Raw genomic sequence first — 15,567 nt, forward strand, 5'->3', positions numbered from 1 at the left:
TTTTGTGCAAACTTTAAGAGCAGAGGACTTAACAAAGACTTATGGTGAAAAAACGCTTTTTAAAAATTTAAATTTTATTATTAATGAACATGATCGAATTGGTTTAATTGGGACCAATGGTAGTGGAAAAACTTCTTTATTGAACGTTATTTCTGGAGCTGATCATGATTCTACTGGTAATATTATTACCTCTAAAACATATTCAATTGGATATTTAAAGCAAGAACCAGTTTTAGATGAATCTCTGACGGTACTTGATGCTGTTTTCGCTGGTAGTCAAGATATTTTTAATACCATTAGATATTATGAACATACTTTAGATGTTTATTCAAAGCATCCAGATGATGAAAAAGCTGAGCATCAATATTTAGCTGCTGAATCAAAAATGAACGAAGAGGATGCTTGGAATGCTGAAAGTGACGTTAAAACAATTTTAACGCAACTTAAAATTAATGATATGAATCAAAAGGTATCAACTTTATCAGGTGGTCAAAAACGTCGTGTAGGTTTGGCACAAGTATTGATACAGTCTCCTGATTTATTAATATTAGATGAACCTACTAACCATTTGGATTTTGATTCCATTGATTGGTTACAAGATTTATTAGCTAAATATAAAGGATCATTACTCTTTGTAACTCATGATCGCTACTTTTTAGATAATATTGCCAATAATATTTGGGAATTGTCTTTTGGAAAACTATATGAATATGAAGGTAATTATGAAAAATATGTTCAACAAAAAGCTGAACGTGTTGATTTTGAAGTGAATGCTGAACATAAAAAACAACGATTGTATAAACAAGAATTAGCTTGGATGAAAAAAGGAGCTAAAGCTCGTTCTACCAAGCAACAAGCTCGCATTAATCGTTTTAATGATTTGAAAAATGATGTTGGTAATTTACAAACTGATGAAGATGTTGATATCACGCTTGGTCAACAACGCTTAGGTAAAAAGGTTATTGAGTTAAAAGATACTAATTTGACTTTAGATAATAAAAAAATTCTAGATGATTATAGCCTTTTGGTACAACCAAATGAAAGAATCGGTATAAGTGGAGAAAATGGAGCTGGTAAGTCATCATTATTAAATGTTATTGCTGGTAAAATTAAGCCAGACAGTGGTGTTGTTGAAATTGGTGAAACTGTTAAGATGGCATATTATACTCAACAAACTGAAACAATTCCAGATGATAAGCGAGTAATTAAGTATTTAACGGATGTTGGAGAAAACGTAACTGATAATACTGGAAATAAAATTAGCGTTACTGATTTACTAGAACAATTTTTGTTTCCTAAATTTATGCACGGAACTTTAATTCGCAAGTTATCAGGTGGAGAAAAGCGTCGTTTATATTTATTAAAATTACTTATGCAACAACCTAATGTATTGCTGTTAGATGAACCTACTAACGATCTTGATATATCTACATTGACAGTTCTTGAGGATTACATTAAAGGCTTTGCTGGAACAGTTATTACAGTTTCTCATGATCGTTACTTTTTAGATAAAGTATCCAATAAATTACTTATTTTTGATGGTAATGGGAAAATTGAACAGCATGTTGGATTGTTTACTGATTATTTGGCTAGTTTAAAAAATGACAACAGTAATAAAGATAATGTTAAAAAGCATAAAAAATCAGATGAAAATAAACCTAAAGAAAACAATGAAAATAAAAAAACAAAATTAACTTATGCTGAGCAGATTGAATTTGATGGCTTAGAAGATGAAATTGATAAATTAGATTCTAAAAGTTCATCCCTTCAATCAGAAATGCAAAATTATGGCGATGATTATGATAAGTTAGCTGATTTACAATCACAGGTTGATGATTTAAACAAACAATCTAATCAAAAAATGCAGCGTTGGGAATATTTAAGTCAATTTGCAGAATAGGAGTTTATACAATGCTTGAAGATACTTATTTAAATTTAGCAAAATATATTTTAGAAAATGGTCATAAAAAAGGTGATCGAACAGGTACCGGAACAATTAGTATATTTGGATATCAAATGCGTTTTGACTTAAGCAAAGGTTTTCCATTACTTACAACTAAAAAGGTTCCTTTTGGATTGATTAAAAGTGAACTTTTATGGTTCTTACATGGCCAAACTAATATTAAATATTTGCTACAACATAAAAATCATATTTGGGATGAATGGGCATTTAAAAATTTTGTGCAATCAAAAGACTATGATGGTCCTGATATGACTAATTTTGGATTACGTGCAAATGAGGATAAAGAATTTAAAAAAGTTTATTTAGCGGAAAAGAAGAAATTCTGTCAAAAAATTTTAGATGATGATGATTTTGCCGATAAGTATGGTGATTTAGGTTTAGTTTATGGTAGTCAATGGCGTCATTGGAAAAAATCTACTGGTGGGACTATTGATCAAATTAAAAATGTTATTGAACAAATTAAAACTAACCCTAATTCTAGAAGACTAATTGTTTCTGCTTGGAATCCGGAAGATATTCCTTCAATGGCATTACCACCATGTCATACTATGTTCCAATTTTATGTAAACGATGGTAAATTAAGTTGTCAATTATACCAACGCTCAGGTGATGTATTCTTAGGAGTTCCATTCAATATTGCTAGTTATGCTTTATTAACTTCTTTAATTGCTAAGGAATGTGGATTGAAACCTGGTGACTTTGTTCATACTTTAGGGGATGCGCACATTTACTCTAATCATATTGATCAAATTGAAACTCAATTATCAAGGAAACCATATCAAGCTCCTAAATTGTGGTTGAATCCTGACAAAAAGAGTATCTTTGATTATGATATGGATGACATTAAAGTGATCGATTATAAACATCATGATCCAATTAAAGCACCAGTTGCTGTTTAAAATGGGGAGATTAATATGATTTCTTATTTATGGGCTGAATCAAAAGGCCATGTTATTGGTATGAACGGTAATTTACCTTGGAAGTTACCAGCAGATATGCATTATTTTAAACAAACTACTACTAATAATATAATATTGGCTGGTAGTAAGACCTATAAGAGCTTTGGGAGGCCGTTACCCCATCGTTTAAATGTTGTTTTAACACATCAAGAAGATAATAGATTTCCTGATGAAGTAATGGTCATTCATAATGTAAATGATTTTTTGCAATTTGCTAATAATAATAAAGAAAAAGAAATATTTGTAGTTGGTGGTGCACAAATATTTAAACTATTGCTTCCATATGTTGATCGGCTATATCGTACCTCAATTGATTATAAATTTGATGGGGATACAGTAATGCCTAAAATTAATTATGATGAATTTAATTTAATTAAAGAAACAATTGGAAAATTAGATAGTAAAAATATATATCCGCATAAATTCGATGTATTTGAAAGAAAATAATTTAACTTTCAGTGAAGGTGATAATAATGTCAAAAATTAAAATTGTTACTGATTCAACGGCAGGTTTAACCGATGAAGAAATTACTGAGTATGATATTAATATCATTCCTTTATCAGTTATGATTGATGATACTGTTTACACAGAACGTGAAACAATAACTAATGAAGAGTTTTATGAAAAAATGAAAACTGCAAAGGGGTTGCCAAAAACTAGTCAGCCACCTTTGGGTAAATTTATTAATAAATTTGATGAATTAGGTGCTGATGGTAGTGAAATTTTGTCAATTAATTTAGACAGTAAAATTAGTGGTACTTATAAAACTGCTTGTGAAGCAGCAAATTTATCTAAATCTAACGTGAAAGTTATTGATAGTTTAACCACTGATCGTTCATTAGCTTTTCAAGTAATAAAAGCAGCTGAGATGTCTAAACAAGGTAAAAGTATAAATGAAATCATTAAATCAGTTGACGAAGTCCGTAAAAATACCAAACTTTATATGGGAATCTTAAATTTAGACAATATCGTTAAAGGCGGTCGTTTAAAACCATGGGCAGGAGCAATATCTAATTTATTGAATATTAAAGTAATCGTTAAATTAGTTAATGGTGAAATAACAGTTGATTCTAAGGGACGTGGCTTAAAGTCAATTCATAAATATTTCACTCAACATGTTTATCCTGAAATGCAGGAAATACTTAAACATAAAAATATAAAAAGCATTGGTATTTCATATGTTGGCTCTACAGATCTCACTAATAAAATTAAAGATGAAGTACAAGCCATCTGTCCAAATATACAGGTAGTAATGCGTGAAACTGTCCCTATCATAGCTACTTATGGCGGATTAGGTGCATTTGCTTTAATGTATTATAGTGAATAATATTAATTTTATCTGGAGTGATTAAAACGAAAAGAATATTAAAATATATTTTGCTACTCCTTATTTTATTCATTTTATTAATATCTGGTGTTTATGCATATAAGAATTATTATTCTAGTTCTAATAGTCAATATGATCCTAAGCAAAAAATTTCCTTTGTCTCAGTTGGAGATTCTTTGACACAGGGTGTTGGTGACAACACTAATAGTGGTGGATATGTAAATAGAATCAAAGACAAATTTGTTAATGATAAAAATGCTAAGTTAAATGTTTATAATTATGGTATTGCTGGACAACGAACTGATCAAATTGATAAAAGAATTATTAATAATACTAATGGCCTATTAACTCATATTAAACATTCAAATGCCGTCATTTTAACTTCTGGTGGTAATGATTTATTACAAGCATTACAAAAAAATGCATTGATTAATGATAAAGATGAATTCAATAAAAATATGACGGTTAATCTTGTAAACTATAAAGATAATTTGAGTTCTTTAATCAAGCACATACGGAATATAAACAAGAAAATACCTATTTATATTTTTAGTATATATAATCCAGTTTATGTATATTTTCCAAAAGTTCATGCAATTGAAAATTATGTTAGTAAATATAATGATATTATTGATAATGAAAGTAGTAATCAAAAGTGGATTCATTTTGTTAATATTAATTCGTTATCATATGGACAATATAGAACTGAAAGACAAAAGAATAAGCTATTGGAATCTAGTGATGACTCATTTAATCCGCTATCTTTAGATGATTTATATAGCAATGAAAAAGAACTAAATGAATACTTATCCTCAAAAGATCATTTTCATCCTAATTCAAAAGGATATGATTTTATGACTAATAAATTATTTAAAATAATGGAAAAATACAACGATTGGTATTAAAAATCAGAGGAGTATATTTAAATGCATAAAACTAGAAAAAATAGTATTTTTAAGTATTTATTTTTTATTTTGATTATATTAATAATATCCGGTTTTGGATATTTATGGTTTCAAATTCATGGTAGTACTGTTAATCCTTCTCAAAATAATAATACCTCTAAAGACCACACACCAATTTCTGTTCAACTAAATAAAAATCAAATTAATGCACTTTCTTCTTATTATTTAAAAAATTTTGACGAACACCATAATTCTTCAATGGATTATAAATTTATTTTAGATAAAAAAGCTTATGTTTATGGGAATATCAAAATTTTAGGTTCTAAAGTTAACTATGTTTTATCGATGAATCCTAAATTATTAGATGATGGAAATATTGAATTAGATACTAATAACTTAGAAATTGGTCATCTTGATATTCCAGCTAAATTTGTGATAGCTTATGTTGGCAAAAAATATCATATTCCTAATTGGATAGAACTTAATAGTAAAGAAAGCAAAATTATATTACACATTAATGAATTAGGTGGTAAAAATAAAGTTTCATATCAAGCTAATAAAATTGATATGAGTGGTGATGGAGACTTTAGATTTAAGGCATTAGTTCCTAATAGTTAATTTGGAGGATTTTAATGAAAACTTTTTATCAATTCTTGATGACTGAGCGTAATTCTGGTAGTAATGAGCCGGTCGCTCAATTTGCTAACAATGCGTTTTATGATCAATCATTTCCTAAGCAGTCAATTTATTATGATGAAATTTCTCAGTATTTAGAAGAAAATGCAAGTTATTTGCCTAGTATGACTATCTTTGATGAAGCTTGGCAATTATTTCAAGATTATAATAATTAAACAAAAATAAACCTAGATTATTATTTAGGTTTATTTTTTTATAATAATAAGCTATAAAATATAGTACAATTAAAATAATAGATAGGAGCGAATATATATGATTCAATGGTTTCCAGGACATATGGCTAAAGCCATTCGTCAGTTTGAAGAAAATGTACATTTAGTTGATATTGTTTTTGAGTTAGTAGATGCTAGATGTCCTTTTAGTTCTATTAACCCTGAAGTTGAAAAGGTTAGTAAAAATAAACCACGTTTAATGATTTTAACTAAAGCTGATTTAGCTAATCCTAATGTTACTAATCAATGGATAAGCTATTTTAAAAATAAAGGTTATGCTGCAATTTCAGTTGATTCTAAAAATAATACTACTGGCAAATATATTACCAAAGTAGTAAAGGATTTATTAAAAGATAAAATTGCTGCTAGTAAAGATAAAGGTCTCGATAATAAAGTTATTAGAGCAATTTGCGTAGGAGTTCCTAATGTTGGTAAATCAACATTATTGAATCAAATTGTTAAAAGACGTGCTGCTCAAGTTGGTAATCGTGCTGGTGTTACAAAGGGTCAACAATGGTTAAAGGCTGGTAATGAATTAGAATTATTGGATACTCCTGGTATCTTATGGCCTAAATTTGAAAATGAAGAAGTGGCTAATAAATTAGCTTTAACAGGTGCAATCAAAGATAGTATTTATGCTAGTGATGATGTAGCATTATTTGCATTGAATTTCTTTAGACAACATAATCGTGATGGACTAATTAAAAGATATCGTTTAAGTGAAGAAGATATGGAATTAAGTGACGTTGATCTATTATTAAAGATTACTAAAAATGTTGGAATGCGCGATGATTATGAAAGAGCATCAATGCGTTTAATTTTAGATAGTCGTAAGGGTAAAATAGGACCATTTACACTAGACAGCGTAGATGAATTAGATAAGGAAAATTAAAATGAACAATAAATTATCTATTAATGATTTTAAAAAGTTATTATCTAAAGTTACAACATTATCTGATGATATTTTTAATGATTATAAAAATGATTCTCGTAAAGGAATACAAGTTGCTTTAAAACAAAGAATAAATCAATTGAACTATTTAGAAAAATCTAAAATGGATTTTCAAAAAAGACTTAAATATGAAAATCATTTTTGGAATGAGGAAATTAATTATATTGCTGGAGTAGATGAGGTTGGCAGAGGGCCATTAGCTGGCCCTGTGGTAACTGCTGCAGTTGTATTACCACATAATTTTAATGTTTATGAAGTTAATGATTCAAAAAAATTATCACCTAAAAAGCGCCTGGAATTATCTAAAATGATTAAACAAAAAGCTTTATATTATAGTATTGGTATTGCATCAAATAAAATAATTGATAAAATTAATATTTATGAAGCCACTAGAGTAGCAATGAAAGATGCAATTAATAATTTGGATATTAATCCTGAAATTGTAATTGTTGATGCAATGAACATCGACATCCCAAATAAACAAGTTAGATTAATTAAAGGGGATGCCAAAAGTGCTAGTGTTTCAGCCGCAAGTATTTTAGCTAAGGTATATCGTGATCATTTAATGGATCAGTATAGTAAAAAATATCCAGAATATGATTTTAATCATAATGCCGGATATGGAACCAAGAAACATTTACAAGCACTTAGTGAATACGGTGCGACACCTATTCATCGTAAATCTTTTAAACCAGTTTTAGATTTAACTAATTATTAAATACGTAATTATTTTTAAAACCCAATTAGGAGATTTGAAAATGAAATTACGTACTTTATTGCTTAAACTAAAACTAACTAGCGGTTTTGGTATTAAATCAGAATATGCATTTTATAAATTTTTAAGAAATAAATATACAGTTTTACCCGTTGAAATTAATTTTAGCGCCTTAGATATTGCTAAATGCGTTAATTTGTCCAATAGGTACTATGATAAATTTTGTAAATCATTTAATAGTAAAGAAGTTAATGATAGTTTAAATTATCATTTAGAACATGTTAAATTTATTTCCATTTTAGATGAAAGTTATCCGATTGGATTAAAAGAATCCTATTTACCGCCTATCATTATTTTTTATTTTGGTAATATTTCTTTAATAGAAAATAAAATGTTGGGGGTTGTTGGTTCCAGAAAAAATACGGATTATGCTTTTAAAAGTTTAAATATGTTAATTCCCGAAGTAGTTCAATCAGATATTGTAGTTGTTTCTGGGTTAGCTGCTGGGGTTGATAAATTAAGCCATCAGTGTACCATTGCTAATGGGGGAAAAGCGGTTGCTGTTATTGGAACCGGATTAGATATATATTACCCTAGAGAAAATGAACAATTACAACGTAATATTGCCATCAATCATTTATTAATTAGTGAATATCCAGTTGGTAGTAAACCTTTACGTTTTCATTTTCCTGAGAGAAATCGTATTATTGCTGGTTTAATTGATACTTTATTAGTTATAGAAGCAAAAAATAAATCAGGTAGTTTAATTACTGCTAATTTAGCATTACAAAATAACCGGAATGTTTTAGCAATTCCTGGAAGAATTGATAGTTTGCATTCAGTTGGATGTAATGAGTTAATTTTAGCAGGAGCAAAACCAGTTTTATCTGCTAAAGATATTATTGAAGAATTTTATTATAAATAAAATATTTTGATTTAAGATTATAAATTAATGAGGGATATGGATGACTACAAAAACAACTAAAAAAAAGAAAAGACGATCACCCAAGAAAAAATTAGTTATTGTTGAATCGCCTACTAAAGCTAAAACAATTCAAAAATATCTTGGTAGAACATATCGTGTGATTGCAAGTAAAGGGCATGTGCGTGACTTGCCTAAAAGTAAGATGGGTGTTGATATTGAGAACGACTATGCTCCTCATTACATTTCTATTCGTGGTAAAGGAGATACAATTAAAGACTTACGTTCAGAAGCTAAAAAAGCCAAAAGCGTTTATCTAGCATCTGACCCTGACCGTGAAGGAGAATCTATTGCTTGGCATTTATCACATTTATTAGGCTTAGATGAAAATGATGAAAATCGAGTTGCCTTTCATGAAATTACTAAGGATGCGGTTAAAGAAGCATTTAAGCACCCTCGTACGATTGATATGAGTTTGGTTGATGCCCAACAAGCCCGTCGAGTATTAGACAGATTAGTGGGTTATTCAATATCACCACTATTATGGAAAAAAGTTAAGAAGGGTCTAAGTGCTGGTCGTGTTCAATCAATAGCACTATGGCTAATTATTCAAAGAGAACGTGAAATTAAAAAATTTGTTCCCAAAGAATATTGGACAATTGATGCTGATATGAAAAAAGCTAGTAATGACTTTAAAGCTAACTTTTATGGCTTGAACGGTAAAAAAACTGAAATTAATGATAACGAAGAAGTCAAATCAATTTTAAGCAAAATTGATAAGAACAAGTCCTTTGATGTTACTAGTGTTGTTAAGAAAGAGCGAAAACGTCAGCCCCAACAACCGTTTACAACTAGTACAATGCAACAAGATGCTAATAATAAATTAAACTTTAAAACTGGAAAGACAATGATGAATGCTCAGCAGTTATATGAAGGAATTAATATTGGTAAAGAGGGTAATCAAGGTTTGATTACTTATATGAGAACTGATTCAACCAGAATTTCTATGGTTGCTAAGCACGAAGCATCTAGTTTCTTGCATGAAAATTATGGAGCTGAATATGCTGCAGTTAAACCAATTAAAGGTAAGTTACCTGAAGGAGCTCAAGATGCCCATGAAGCTATTCGTCCTACTTCAGTGCATCGTACTCCTGCTAGTTTAAAGAGCTATTTGAGTAATGATCAGTATAAACTTTATAATTTAATATGGTGTCGTTTCTTATCAAGTCAAATGACTCCAGCTATTATGGATACAATGACTGTTAATATGAACCAAAATGGAGTAGATTTTAGAGCGAATGGTTCTAAATTAAAATTTGATGGTTTCTTAAAAGTTTATAAACGTGGTAAAGAAAAAGATAATATATTACCTGAGATTAAAAAAGGCGATCAAATTACCATGTTAAAAGATAATCCTGACCAACACTTTACTCAACCACCTGCAAGATATAGTGAAGCAAAATTAATTCATGCGCTTGAACAAAATGGTGTTGGGCGTCCTTCAACATATGCACCAACACTTGGCACAATTCAACGTCGCTATTATGTAAAATTAGTGGGACGTAAGTTTGAGCCTACCGAATTAGGTGAAATTGTTAATGATATTATTGAGCAATATTTCCCTGATGTTATTAATATTGATTTTACTGCCGATTTGGAGAATAATCTTGATGAAATAGAAGAAGCTAAGCAAAATTGGATTAAGGTAGTAGATAAATTCTATAAACCATTTTCTAAAGAAGTTGCAAATGCTGAGAAAAATATGAAGGATGTTCAAATTAAAGATGAACCTGCTGGTTATAATTGTGAAATTTGTGGTGCCCCAATGGTTATTAAGATGGGACGTTACGGTAAATTTTACGCATGTTCTCGTTTCCCAGATTGTCGTAACACAGAAGCAATTGTTAAGAAAATTGGGGTTACTTGTCCCAAATGTAAAAAAGGTGATGTCATTGAACGAAAGTCTAAGAAAAATAGAATCTTTTATGGTTGTTCAAGATATCCAGAATGTGATTTTGTTACTTGGAATAAGCCAATTGGTAGAGACTGTCCTAAAGATGGTGAATATTTGGTTGAGAAAAAAGTTAAAGGTGGCATGCAGGTAGTTTGTCCTAATGGTGATTATAAAGAGGATGTTCAAAAATAATAATGTAGCTCTTAATTTTATTTAAGGGCTCTTTTTATTAGAATGAGTGATTTAAAATGGAAAAATATAATGATAAAGAATTAATTGATTGGTTTATGGAATATATAAAAGACGAACGGCAATATTCTGATAATACAGCTGTTGCTTATAAAAACGACATAGATCAATTTGTGCATGGGATGCACGATAATAATCGTAAATTACTACAAATAGATGATTTAGATGTTGAAACTTATTTAAATCATTTACGTAAAAATGATGATAGTAGGAATACTATTGCCAGAAAGATATCATCTTTAAGTTCATTTTATAATTTTATGATGAAGAATGATTTAATCAATGAAAATCCATTTTCTTTTGTTAATTTAAAACGACATAGTGGCTATTTACCTAGGTTTTTTTATCAAAAGGAATTATTGGAGCTTTTTAAAGGAGCTAGTTTAGGAAATAATAAAAAGTTAAATTATCGTAATTATGCTTTATTGGAAACTCTTTATGATACAGGGATGCGTGTTAGTGAATGTGCGGATTTATCTTATGATGAAATTGATTTTGAAAATAGAATTATTACTGTAATTGGTAAAGGTAATAAACAAAGATATTTACCATTTGGAAAGTATCTAATTAAGGCATTGGATGATTATGCAAAAAAATGTCGTAGACCATTGATGCAAGAATATCATCAACAGCATGACTTTGTTTTCGTTAATCAACATGGTAAACACATTACTAGTCGTGGCATTGAATATGCTATGGATGAAATTATAAAAAATACATCATTAACAACAAAAATCCATCCACATATGCTTCGACATACTTTTGCTACTGAAATGCTTAATAATGGTGCTGATTTAAGAACAGTACAGGAACTATTAGGACATAGTAGTTTATCAACAACTCAAATATATACCCACGTTACTAGTGAGAATCTTTTAAAAAATTACAATAAATTCTTTCCCAGGGCTTAGCATGTGAAAAAATTGTTTTATTTTTAATTATTTTTATTGTAAACTTAAGATATTATGAATTTTCGGAGGGTTATGATGCTAGTTAATTTAGGTAATGAGTACTTGAAAGTCATAATCAACACAAAAGGTGCTGAAGTTACAAGTATAAAGAATGATCAAAACATTGAATATATTTGGCAAGCAGACAGTAATTTTTGGGGTAGACATGCCCCAATTTTATTTCCAATAGTTGGTCGCCTAAAAGATGACCAATATGAATATGGTGGCAAAAAATATTCTATGGGGCAACATGGATTTGCTAGAGAGATGGAATTTTCAGTTACCAAAAGGACTAATGATGCTGTTACAATGCAGTTAAAATCGAATGCATCAACATTTGAAATGTACCCATTTCATTTTACTTTAACAATTAGTTATTTATTATCTGGTTCTAAATTGAAAGCTGAAATAAGTGTTATTAATGATGGTTCAAATGAAATGTTGTTTTCAGTGGGAGCCCATCCTGCCTTCAATGTTCCTTTAGATAACTTATCTGAGAAAGACTATAGTGAATATTATATTAATGTTTTTCCACAAAGAACTTATGAACAAGTTCCTTTTAAAGCACCTTATATTGATTTAAACAGTGTTTCCGATATTGATTTATCTAAATCGTTACAATTAAAACATGAAATCTTTTATGATGATGCTAAGGTTATCAAAACAAGTGATAAGAAACTAATTTGTCGTTTAGGTAATAAGAATCTTGATCATGGTGTTGAAGTTGAAGCTAATAAACCAGAATATGCAGGATTATGGTCTGCCAAAAATGCACCATTTGTTTGTTTAGAACCATGGTGGGGTGTAGCTGATGATATTAATGCTGATGGTATCTTAGCTCATAAAAATGGAATCAAACATTTATTATCAGAACAAACATTTAATACTGATTATTCAATTAAAATTTTTTAAAGAGGCCACTTTATTGATGGTTTCTTTTTTATAACTAATTATAAATTAAAAGTTACTTTAACTATAATCATAAAAATAAAAAACCTAAAAATAAGGTTATTTATTTTTATGATTATATATTAATCCAAATGGAACTAAGTTTTCATTTCCTTCTTTAATTCGAATTATATTCTTTCTATGTCTAATGAAAATAAAAATGGTTAACAACAAACCAATTGTACCTAACCATGGATCATTGTCTAAAAATAATAAGATTACAATTAATGGAAATGAGATCATACTTGCTAAACTTACCATGCTAGTTATATAAGTGAATGAAAGTTCAAAAATACATGCGCATAAAAATAAAATTGGATGAATAGCTAATAACATTCCTGCACTAGTTGCAACAGCCTTGCCACCTTTGAATTTATCAAAAATTGAAAATGTGTGTCCTAAAATTGCAAATATTCCAAAAATAATGGGTGATATGTTTACATTAAAAAAGAAAGGTAGCGAAGTTGCTAAGGTTCCTTTTAAGATATCCATAATCATAACAATAGTACCTGCTTTCTTACCTAGTACTCTATAAGTATTAGTTGTACCAATGTTACCAGAACCGTGCTGTCTAACATCTACATTAAAGAACCATTTTCCAATCCATATACCACTAGGGATAGAACCTAATAAGTAGGCAATTATTAATAAAATAGCTAGTTTCAAACTTTTTTCCTCCATAAATATATTATTATTTAATTTTACCATTTATATTGATTATGACAACTTTATAAAAGAGAACAAATGTTCTATATTATATTTATTCCCCTTTAAAACGCGTATTAAATAAGGTAATATATTATATTGTAGTAAAGGAGTGTTTTGTAATGCCTAAAGATACACAGAATTATGATGACTCTTCAATTCAGGTTTTAAAAGGATTGGAAGCAGTTAGAAAACGTCCCGGAATGTATATTGGTTCTACTGATAGCAAGGGATTACATCATTTAGTATATGAAATCGTTGATAATGCAGTTGATGAAGCATTAGCCGGTTTTGGTGACGAAATTGACGTTACAATTCATCCAGATAATAGTATCACGGTTGTAGATCATGGTCGTGGTATGCCAGTTGGAATGCATTCATCTGGTAAACCTACGCCTGAAGTTATTTTTACTGTATTACATGCTGGGGGTAAATTCTCAGAAAATGGTGGATATAAAACTTCTGGTGGTTTACATGGAGTTGGTTCTAGTGTTGTAAACGCACTTTCAACTAGCTTAAGCGTATCTATTGTCCGTGATGGATATAAATATGAGGAAGATTTTAAAGATGGTGGTCATCCAGTAGGAACTTTAAGAACTATTGGTAAGACTAGTGATCATAGTGGAACTACTGTGACATTTAAACCTGATAATAGTATTTTTACAACAACTATTTTTAATTATAATATTTTAAAACAACGTTTAAGAGAATCTGCTTTTCTATTAAACGGTATTAAAATTAATTTGTCTGATGAAAGAAGTGGACAAGAACAAAAAGATACATTCCATTATGAAGATGGAATTAAAGAATTTGTTGCTTACCTAAATGAAGACAAGCATACATTGGGTAACAACATTATGTATTTTGATGGTAAAAAAGATGGCGTTGAAGTTGAAGTCGCTGCTCAGTACAACGATGGCTATACTGAAAATACTTTATCTTTTGTTAACAATGTGCGTACTAAAGATGGTGGAACTCATGAGTCTGGTTTTAGAAGTGCTTGGACTAAATCTTTTAATGAATTTGCTCGAAAAGTTAAATTATTAAAACCAAAAGAAAAGAACTTAGATGGTTTAGATGTTCGTGAAGGTTTATCATCTGTTATTTCTATTAAAGTTCCTGAAGAAATGCTTCAATTTGAAGGCCAAACTAAAGAAAAATTAGGTAGCCCTGAAGTAAGATCGATAGTCGATAACGTTGTTTCTGAACAACTAGGATACTATCTAATGGAAAATGGTGATTTTGCACAAAGTCTAGTTCAAAAATCATTAAGAGCTCGTAAAGCACGTGAAGCTGCCCGTAAAGCACGTGATGAAAGTAGAAGTGGCAAAAAGCACCATAAAAAAGAACGCTTATTGTCTGGAAAGTTAACGCCTGCTCAATCAAAAGATGTTTCTAAGAATGAATTATTCTTGGTCGAAGGTGATTCTGCTGGTGGCTCAGCTAAACAGGGGCGTGATCGTAAACATCAAGCAATCTTACCTTTAAGAGGTAAAGTATTAAATACCGAACGTGCTAAATTAGACGATGTCTTAAAAAATGAAGAAATTAGTACCATGATTTATACTATTGGTGCTGGAGTTGGCCCTGAATTTAATATTAAGGATGCTAACTATGATAAGATTATCATTATGACTGATGCTGATGATGATGGAGCTCATATTCAAATTCTATTATTAACATTTTTCTATAAATACATGCGTCCAATGATTGAACAAGGAAGAGTTTATATTGCTTTACCTCCATTGTTTAAGATTCAGCAAAAGCAAGGACGTAGCAACAAAGTAGATTACGCTTGGACTAATGACGAAATGGATGAAAAACTAAAGAATTTTGGTAAACATCCTTCATTACAACGTTTTAAAGGTCTAGGTGAAATGAATGCTGATCAGTTGTGGGAAACTACTATGGACTCTGATAATCGTACCTTAATTCAAGTAAACATTGATGATGCAGCATTAGCTGAAAAGAGAGTTACTACTTTAATGGGTGATAAAGTAGAACCACGTCGTGAATGGATTGAACAAAATGTTGAGTTTAATCTTGAAGAAGATGAGAGTATTCTAGATAAAACTAAAAAAGAAGATACTGAATAAAGGAGGTTAATTT

At 29.7% G+C, this 15,567-nt stretch carries 15 protein-coding genes; 14 read left to right on the forward strand and 1 reads right to left on the reverse strand.

Annotated features, from left to right (window positions below):
- Positions 1 to 4: 4 nt before the first annotated feature.
- The 13 genes from C7N71_RS02795 (at position 5) to C7N71_RS02855 (ending at position 12,717) form a co-directional block, all read left to right on the forward strand.
- On the forward strand, positions 5 to 1,900 hold the full coding sequence (locus C7N71_RS02795) for an ABC-F family ATP-binding cassette domain-containing protein (RefSeq protein ID WP_105987653.1): 1,896 nt from the start codon (positions 5 to 7) through the stop codon (positions 1,898 to 1,900).
- 11 nt (positions 1,901 to 1,911) lie between these two features.
- Positions 1,912 to 2,862, forward strand: coding sequence for a thymidylate synthase (locus C7N71_RS02800; RefSeq protein ID WP_105987654.1), 951 nt, complete (start codon positions 1,912 to 1,914; stop codon positions 2,860 to 2,862).
- A gap of 15 nt (positions 2,863 to 2,877) precedes the next feature.
- Complete coding sequence (locus tag C7N71_RS02805) at positions 2,878 to 3,369, forward strand: dihydrofolate reductase (protein ID WP_105987655.1); 492 nt, start codon at positions 2,878 to 2,880, stop codon at positions 3,367 to 3,369.
- Between the two features lie 26 nt (positions 3,370 to 3,395).
- Complete coding sequence (locus C7N71_RS02810; RefSeq protein ID WP_105987656.1) at positions 3,396 to 4,250, forward strand: DegV family protein; 855 nt, start codon at positions 3,396 to 3,398, stop codon at positions 4,248 to 4,250.
- A gap of 50 nt (positions 4,251 to 4,300) precedes the next feature.
- The gene (locus tag C7N71_RS02815; protein WP_157944345.1) at positions 4,301 to 5,155 is read left to right on the forward strand and encodes a GDSL-type esterase/lipase family protein; all 855 of its coding nucleotides are present in this window, start codon (positions 4,301 to 4,303) and stop codon (positions 5,153 to 5,155) included.
- 21 nt (positions 5,156 to 5,176) lie between these two features.
- Complete coding sequence (locus tag C7N71_RS02820; protein WP_105964631.1) at positions 5,177 to 5,773, forward strand: YpmS family protein; 597 nt, start codon at positions 5,177 to 5,179, stop codon at positions 5,771 to 5,773.
- Between the two features lie 14 nt (positions 5,774 to 5,787).
- Positions 5,788 to 6,006 (forward strand): YozE family protein, encoded by a 219-nt coding sequence (locus tag C7N71_RS02825; RefSeq protein ID WP_105987658.1) that lies wholly within the window; start codon positions 5,788 to 5,790, stop codon positions 6,004 to 6,006.
- A gap of 97 nt (positions 6,007 to 6,103) precedes the next feature.
- A complete protein-coding gene (gene ylqF / locus C7N71_RS02830) occupies positions 6,104 to 6,955 on the forward strand; it encodes a ribosome biogenesis GTPase YlqF (RefSeq protein ID WP_105964629.1) in 852 nt (283 codons plus the stop codon).
- A 1-nt stretch (position 6,956) separates the two neighbouring features.
- Positions 6,957 to 7,733, forward strand: coding sequence for a ribonuclease HII (locus C7N71_RS02835; RefSeq protein ID WP_105987659.1), 777 nt, complete (start codon positions 6,957 to 6,959; stop codon positions 7,731 to 7,733).
- A gap of 40 nt (positions 7,734 to 7,773) precedes the next feature.
- Complete coding sequence (gene dprA, locus C7N71_RS02840) at positions 7,774 to 8,655, forward strand: DNA-processing protein DprA (protein ID WP_105987660.1); 882 nt, start codon at positions 7,774 to 7,776, stop codon at positions 8,653 to 8,655.
- A gap of 40 nt (positions 8,656 to 8,695) precedes the next feature.
- Positions 8,696 to 10,798, forward strand: a complete 2,103-nt coding sequence (gene topA, locus C7N71_RS02845; protein ID WP_105987661.1) for a type I DNA topoisomerase — start codon at positions 8,696 to 8,698, stop codon at positions 10,796 to 10,798.
- Positions 10,799 to 10,854: 56 nt separating this feature from the next.
- On the forward strand, positions 10,855 to 11,766 hold the full coding sequence (locus tag C7N71_RS02850; RefSeq protein ID WP_105987662.1) for a tyrosine recombinase XerC: 912 nt from the start codon (positions 10,855 to 10,857) through the stop codon (positions 11,764 to 11,766).
- A gap of 75 nt (positions 11,767 to 11,841) precedes the next feature.
- Positions 11,842 to 12,717, forward strand: a complete 876-nt coding sequence (locus C7N71_RS02855) for an aldose 1-epimerase family protein (protein WP_157944346.1) — start codon at positions 11,842 to 11,844, stop codon at positions 12,715 to 12,717.
- 96 nt (positions 12,718 to 12,813) lie between these two features.
- On the opposite strand, the gene plsY is transcribed toward C7N71_RS02855, so the two are convergent.
- Complete coding sequence (plsY, locus tag C7N71_RS02860) at positions 12,814 to 13,434, reverse strand: glycerol-3-phosphate 1-O-acyltransferase PlsY (protein WP_105987664.1); 621 nt, start codon at positions 13,432 to 13,434, stop codon at positions 12,814 to 12,816.
- Positions 13,435 to 13,580: 146 nt separating this feature from the next.
- Here plsY and parE point away from each other — a divergent pair, with 146 nt between their 5' ends.
- Positions 13,581 to 15,554: a DNA topoisomerase IV subunit B gene (gene parE, locus C7N71_RS02865; protein WP_105987665.1), complete on the forward strand. Its 1,974-nt coding sequence runs from the start codon at positions 13,581 to 13,583 to the stop codon at positions 15,552 to 15,554.
- Positions 15,555 to 15,567: the final 13 nt, after the last annotated feature.

This window comes from Apilactobacillus timberlakei (assembly GCF_002993965.1).
Taxonomy (GTDB): Bacteria; Bacillota; Bacilli; order Lactobacillales; family Lactobacillaceae; genus Apilactobacillus; species Apilactobacillus timberlakei.

Bases quoted from the DNA above. Each gene is read 5' to 3' on its own strand.
- C7N71_RS02800 (WP_105987654.1), top strand. From the start codon at position 1,912: ATGCTTGAAGATACTTATTTAAATTTAGCAAAATATATTTTAGAAAAT.
- C7N71_RS02805 (WP_105987655.1), top strand. From the start codon at position 2,878: ATGATTTCTTATTTATGGGCTGAATCAAAAGGCCATGTTATTGGTATG.
- C7N71_RS02810 (WP_105987656.1), top strand. From the start codon at position 3,396: ATGTCAAAAATTAAAATTGTTACTGATTCAACGGCAGGTTTAACCGAT.
- C7N71_RS02820 (WP_105964631.1), top strand. From the start codon at position 5,177: ATGCATAAAACTAGAAAAAATAGTATTTTTAAGTATTTATTTTTTATT.
- C7N71_RS02825 (WP_105987658.1), top strand. From the start codon at position 5,788: ATGAAAACTTTTTATCAATTCTTGATGACTGAGCGTAATTCTGGTAGT.
- ylqF (WP_105964629.1), top strand. From the start codon at position 6,104: ATGATTCAATGGTTTCCAGGACATATGGCTAAAGCCATTCGTCAGTTT.
- C7N71_RS02835 (WP_105987659.1), top strand. From the start codon at position 6,957: ATGAACAATAAATTATCTATTAATGATTTTAAAAAGTTATTATCTAAA.
- dprA (WP_105987660.1), top strand. From the start codon at position 7,774: ATGAAATTACGTACTTTATTGCTTAAACTAAAACTAACTAGCGGTTTT.
- topA (WP_105987661.1), top strand. From the start codon at position 8,696: ATGACTACAAAAACAACTAAAAAAAAGAAAAGACGATCACCCAAGAAA.
- C7N71_RS02850 (WP_105987662.1), top strand. From the start codon at position 10,855: ATGGAAAAATATAATGATAAAGAATTAATTGATTGGTTTATGGAATAT.
- C7N71_RS02855 (WP_157944346.1), top strand. From the start codon at position 11,842: ATGCTAGTTAATTTAGGTAATGAGTACTTGAAAGTCATAATCAACACA.
- plsY (WP_105987664.1), bottom strand. From the start codon at position 13,434: ATGGAGGAAAAAAGTTTGAAACTAGCTATTTTATTAATAATTGCCTAC.
- parE (WP_105987665.1), top strand. From the start codon at position 13,581: ATGCCTAAAGATACACAGAATTATGATGACTCTTCAATTCAGGTTTTA.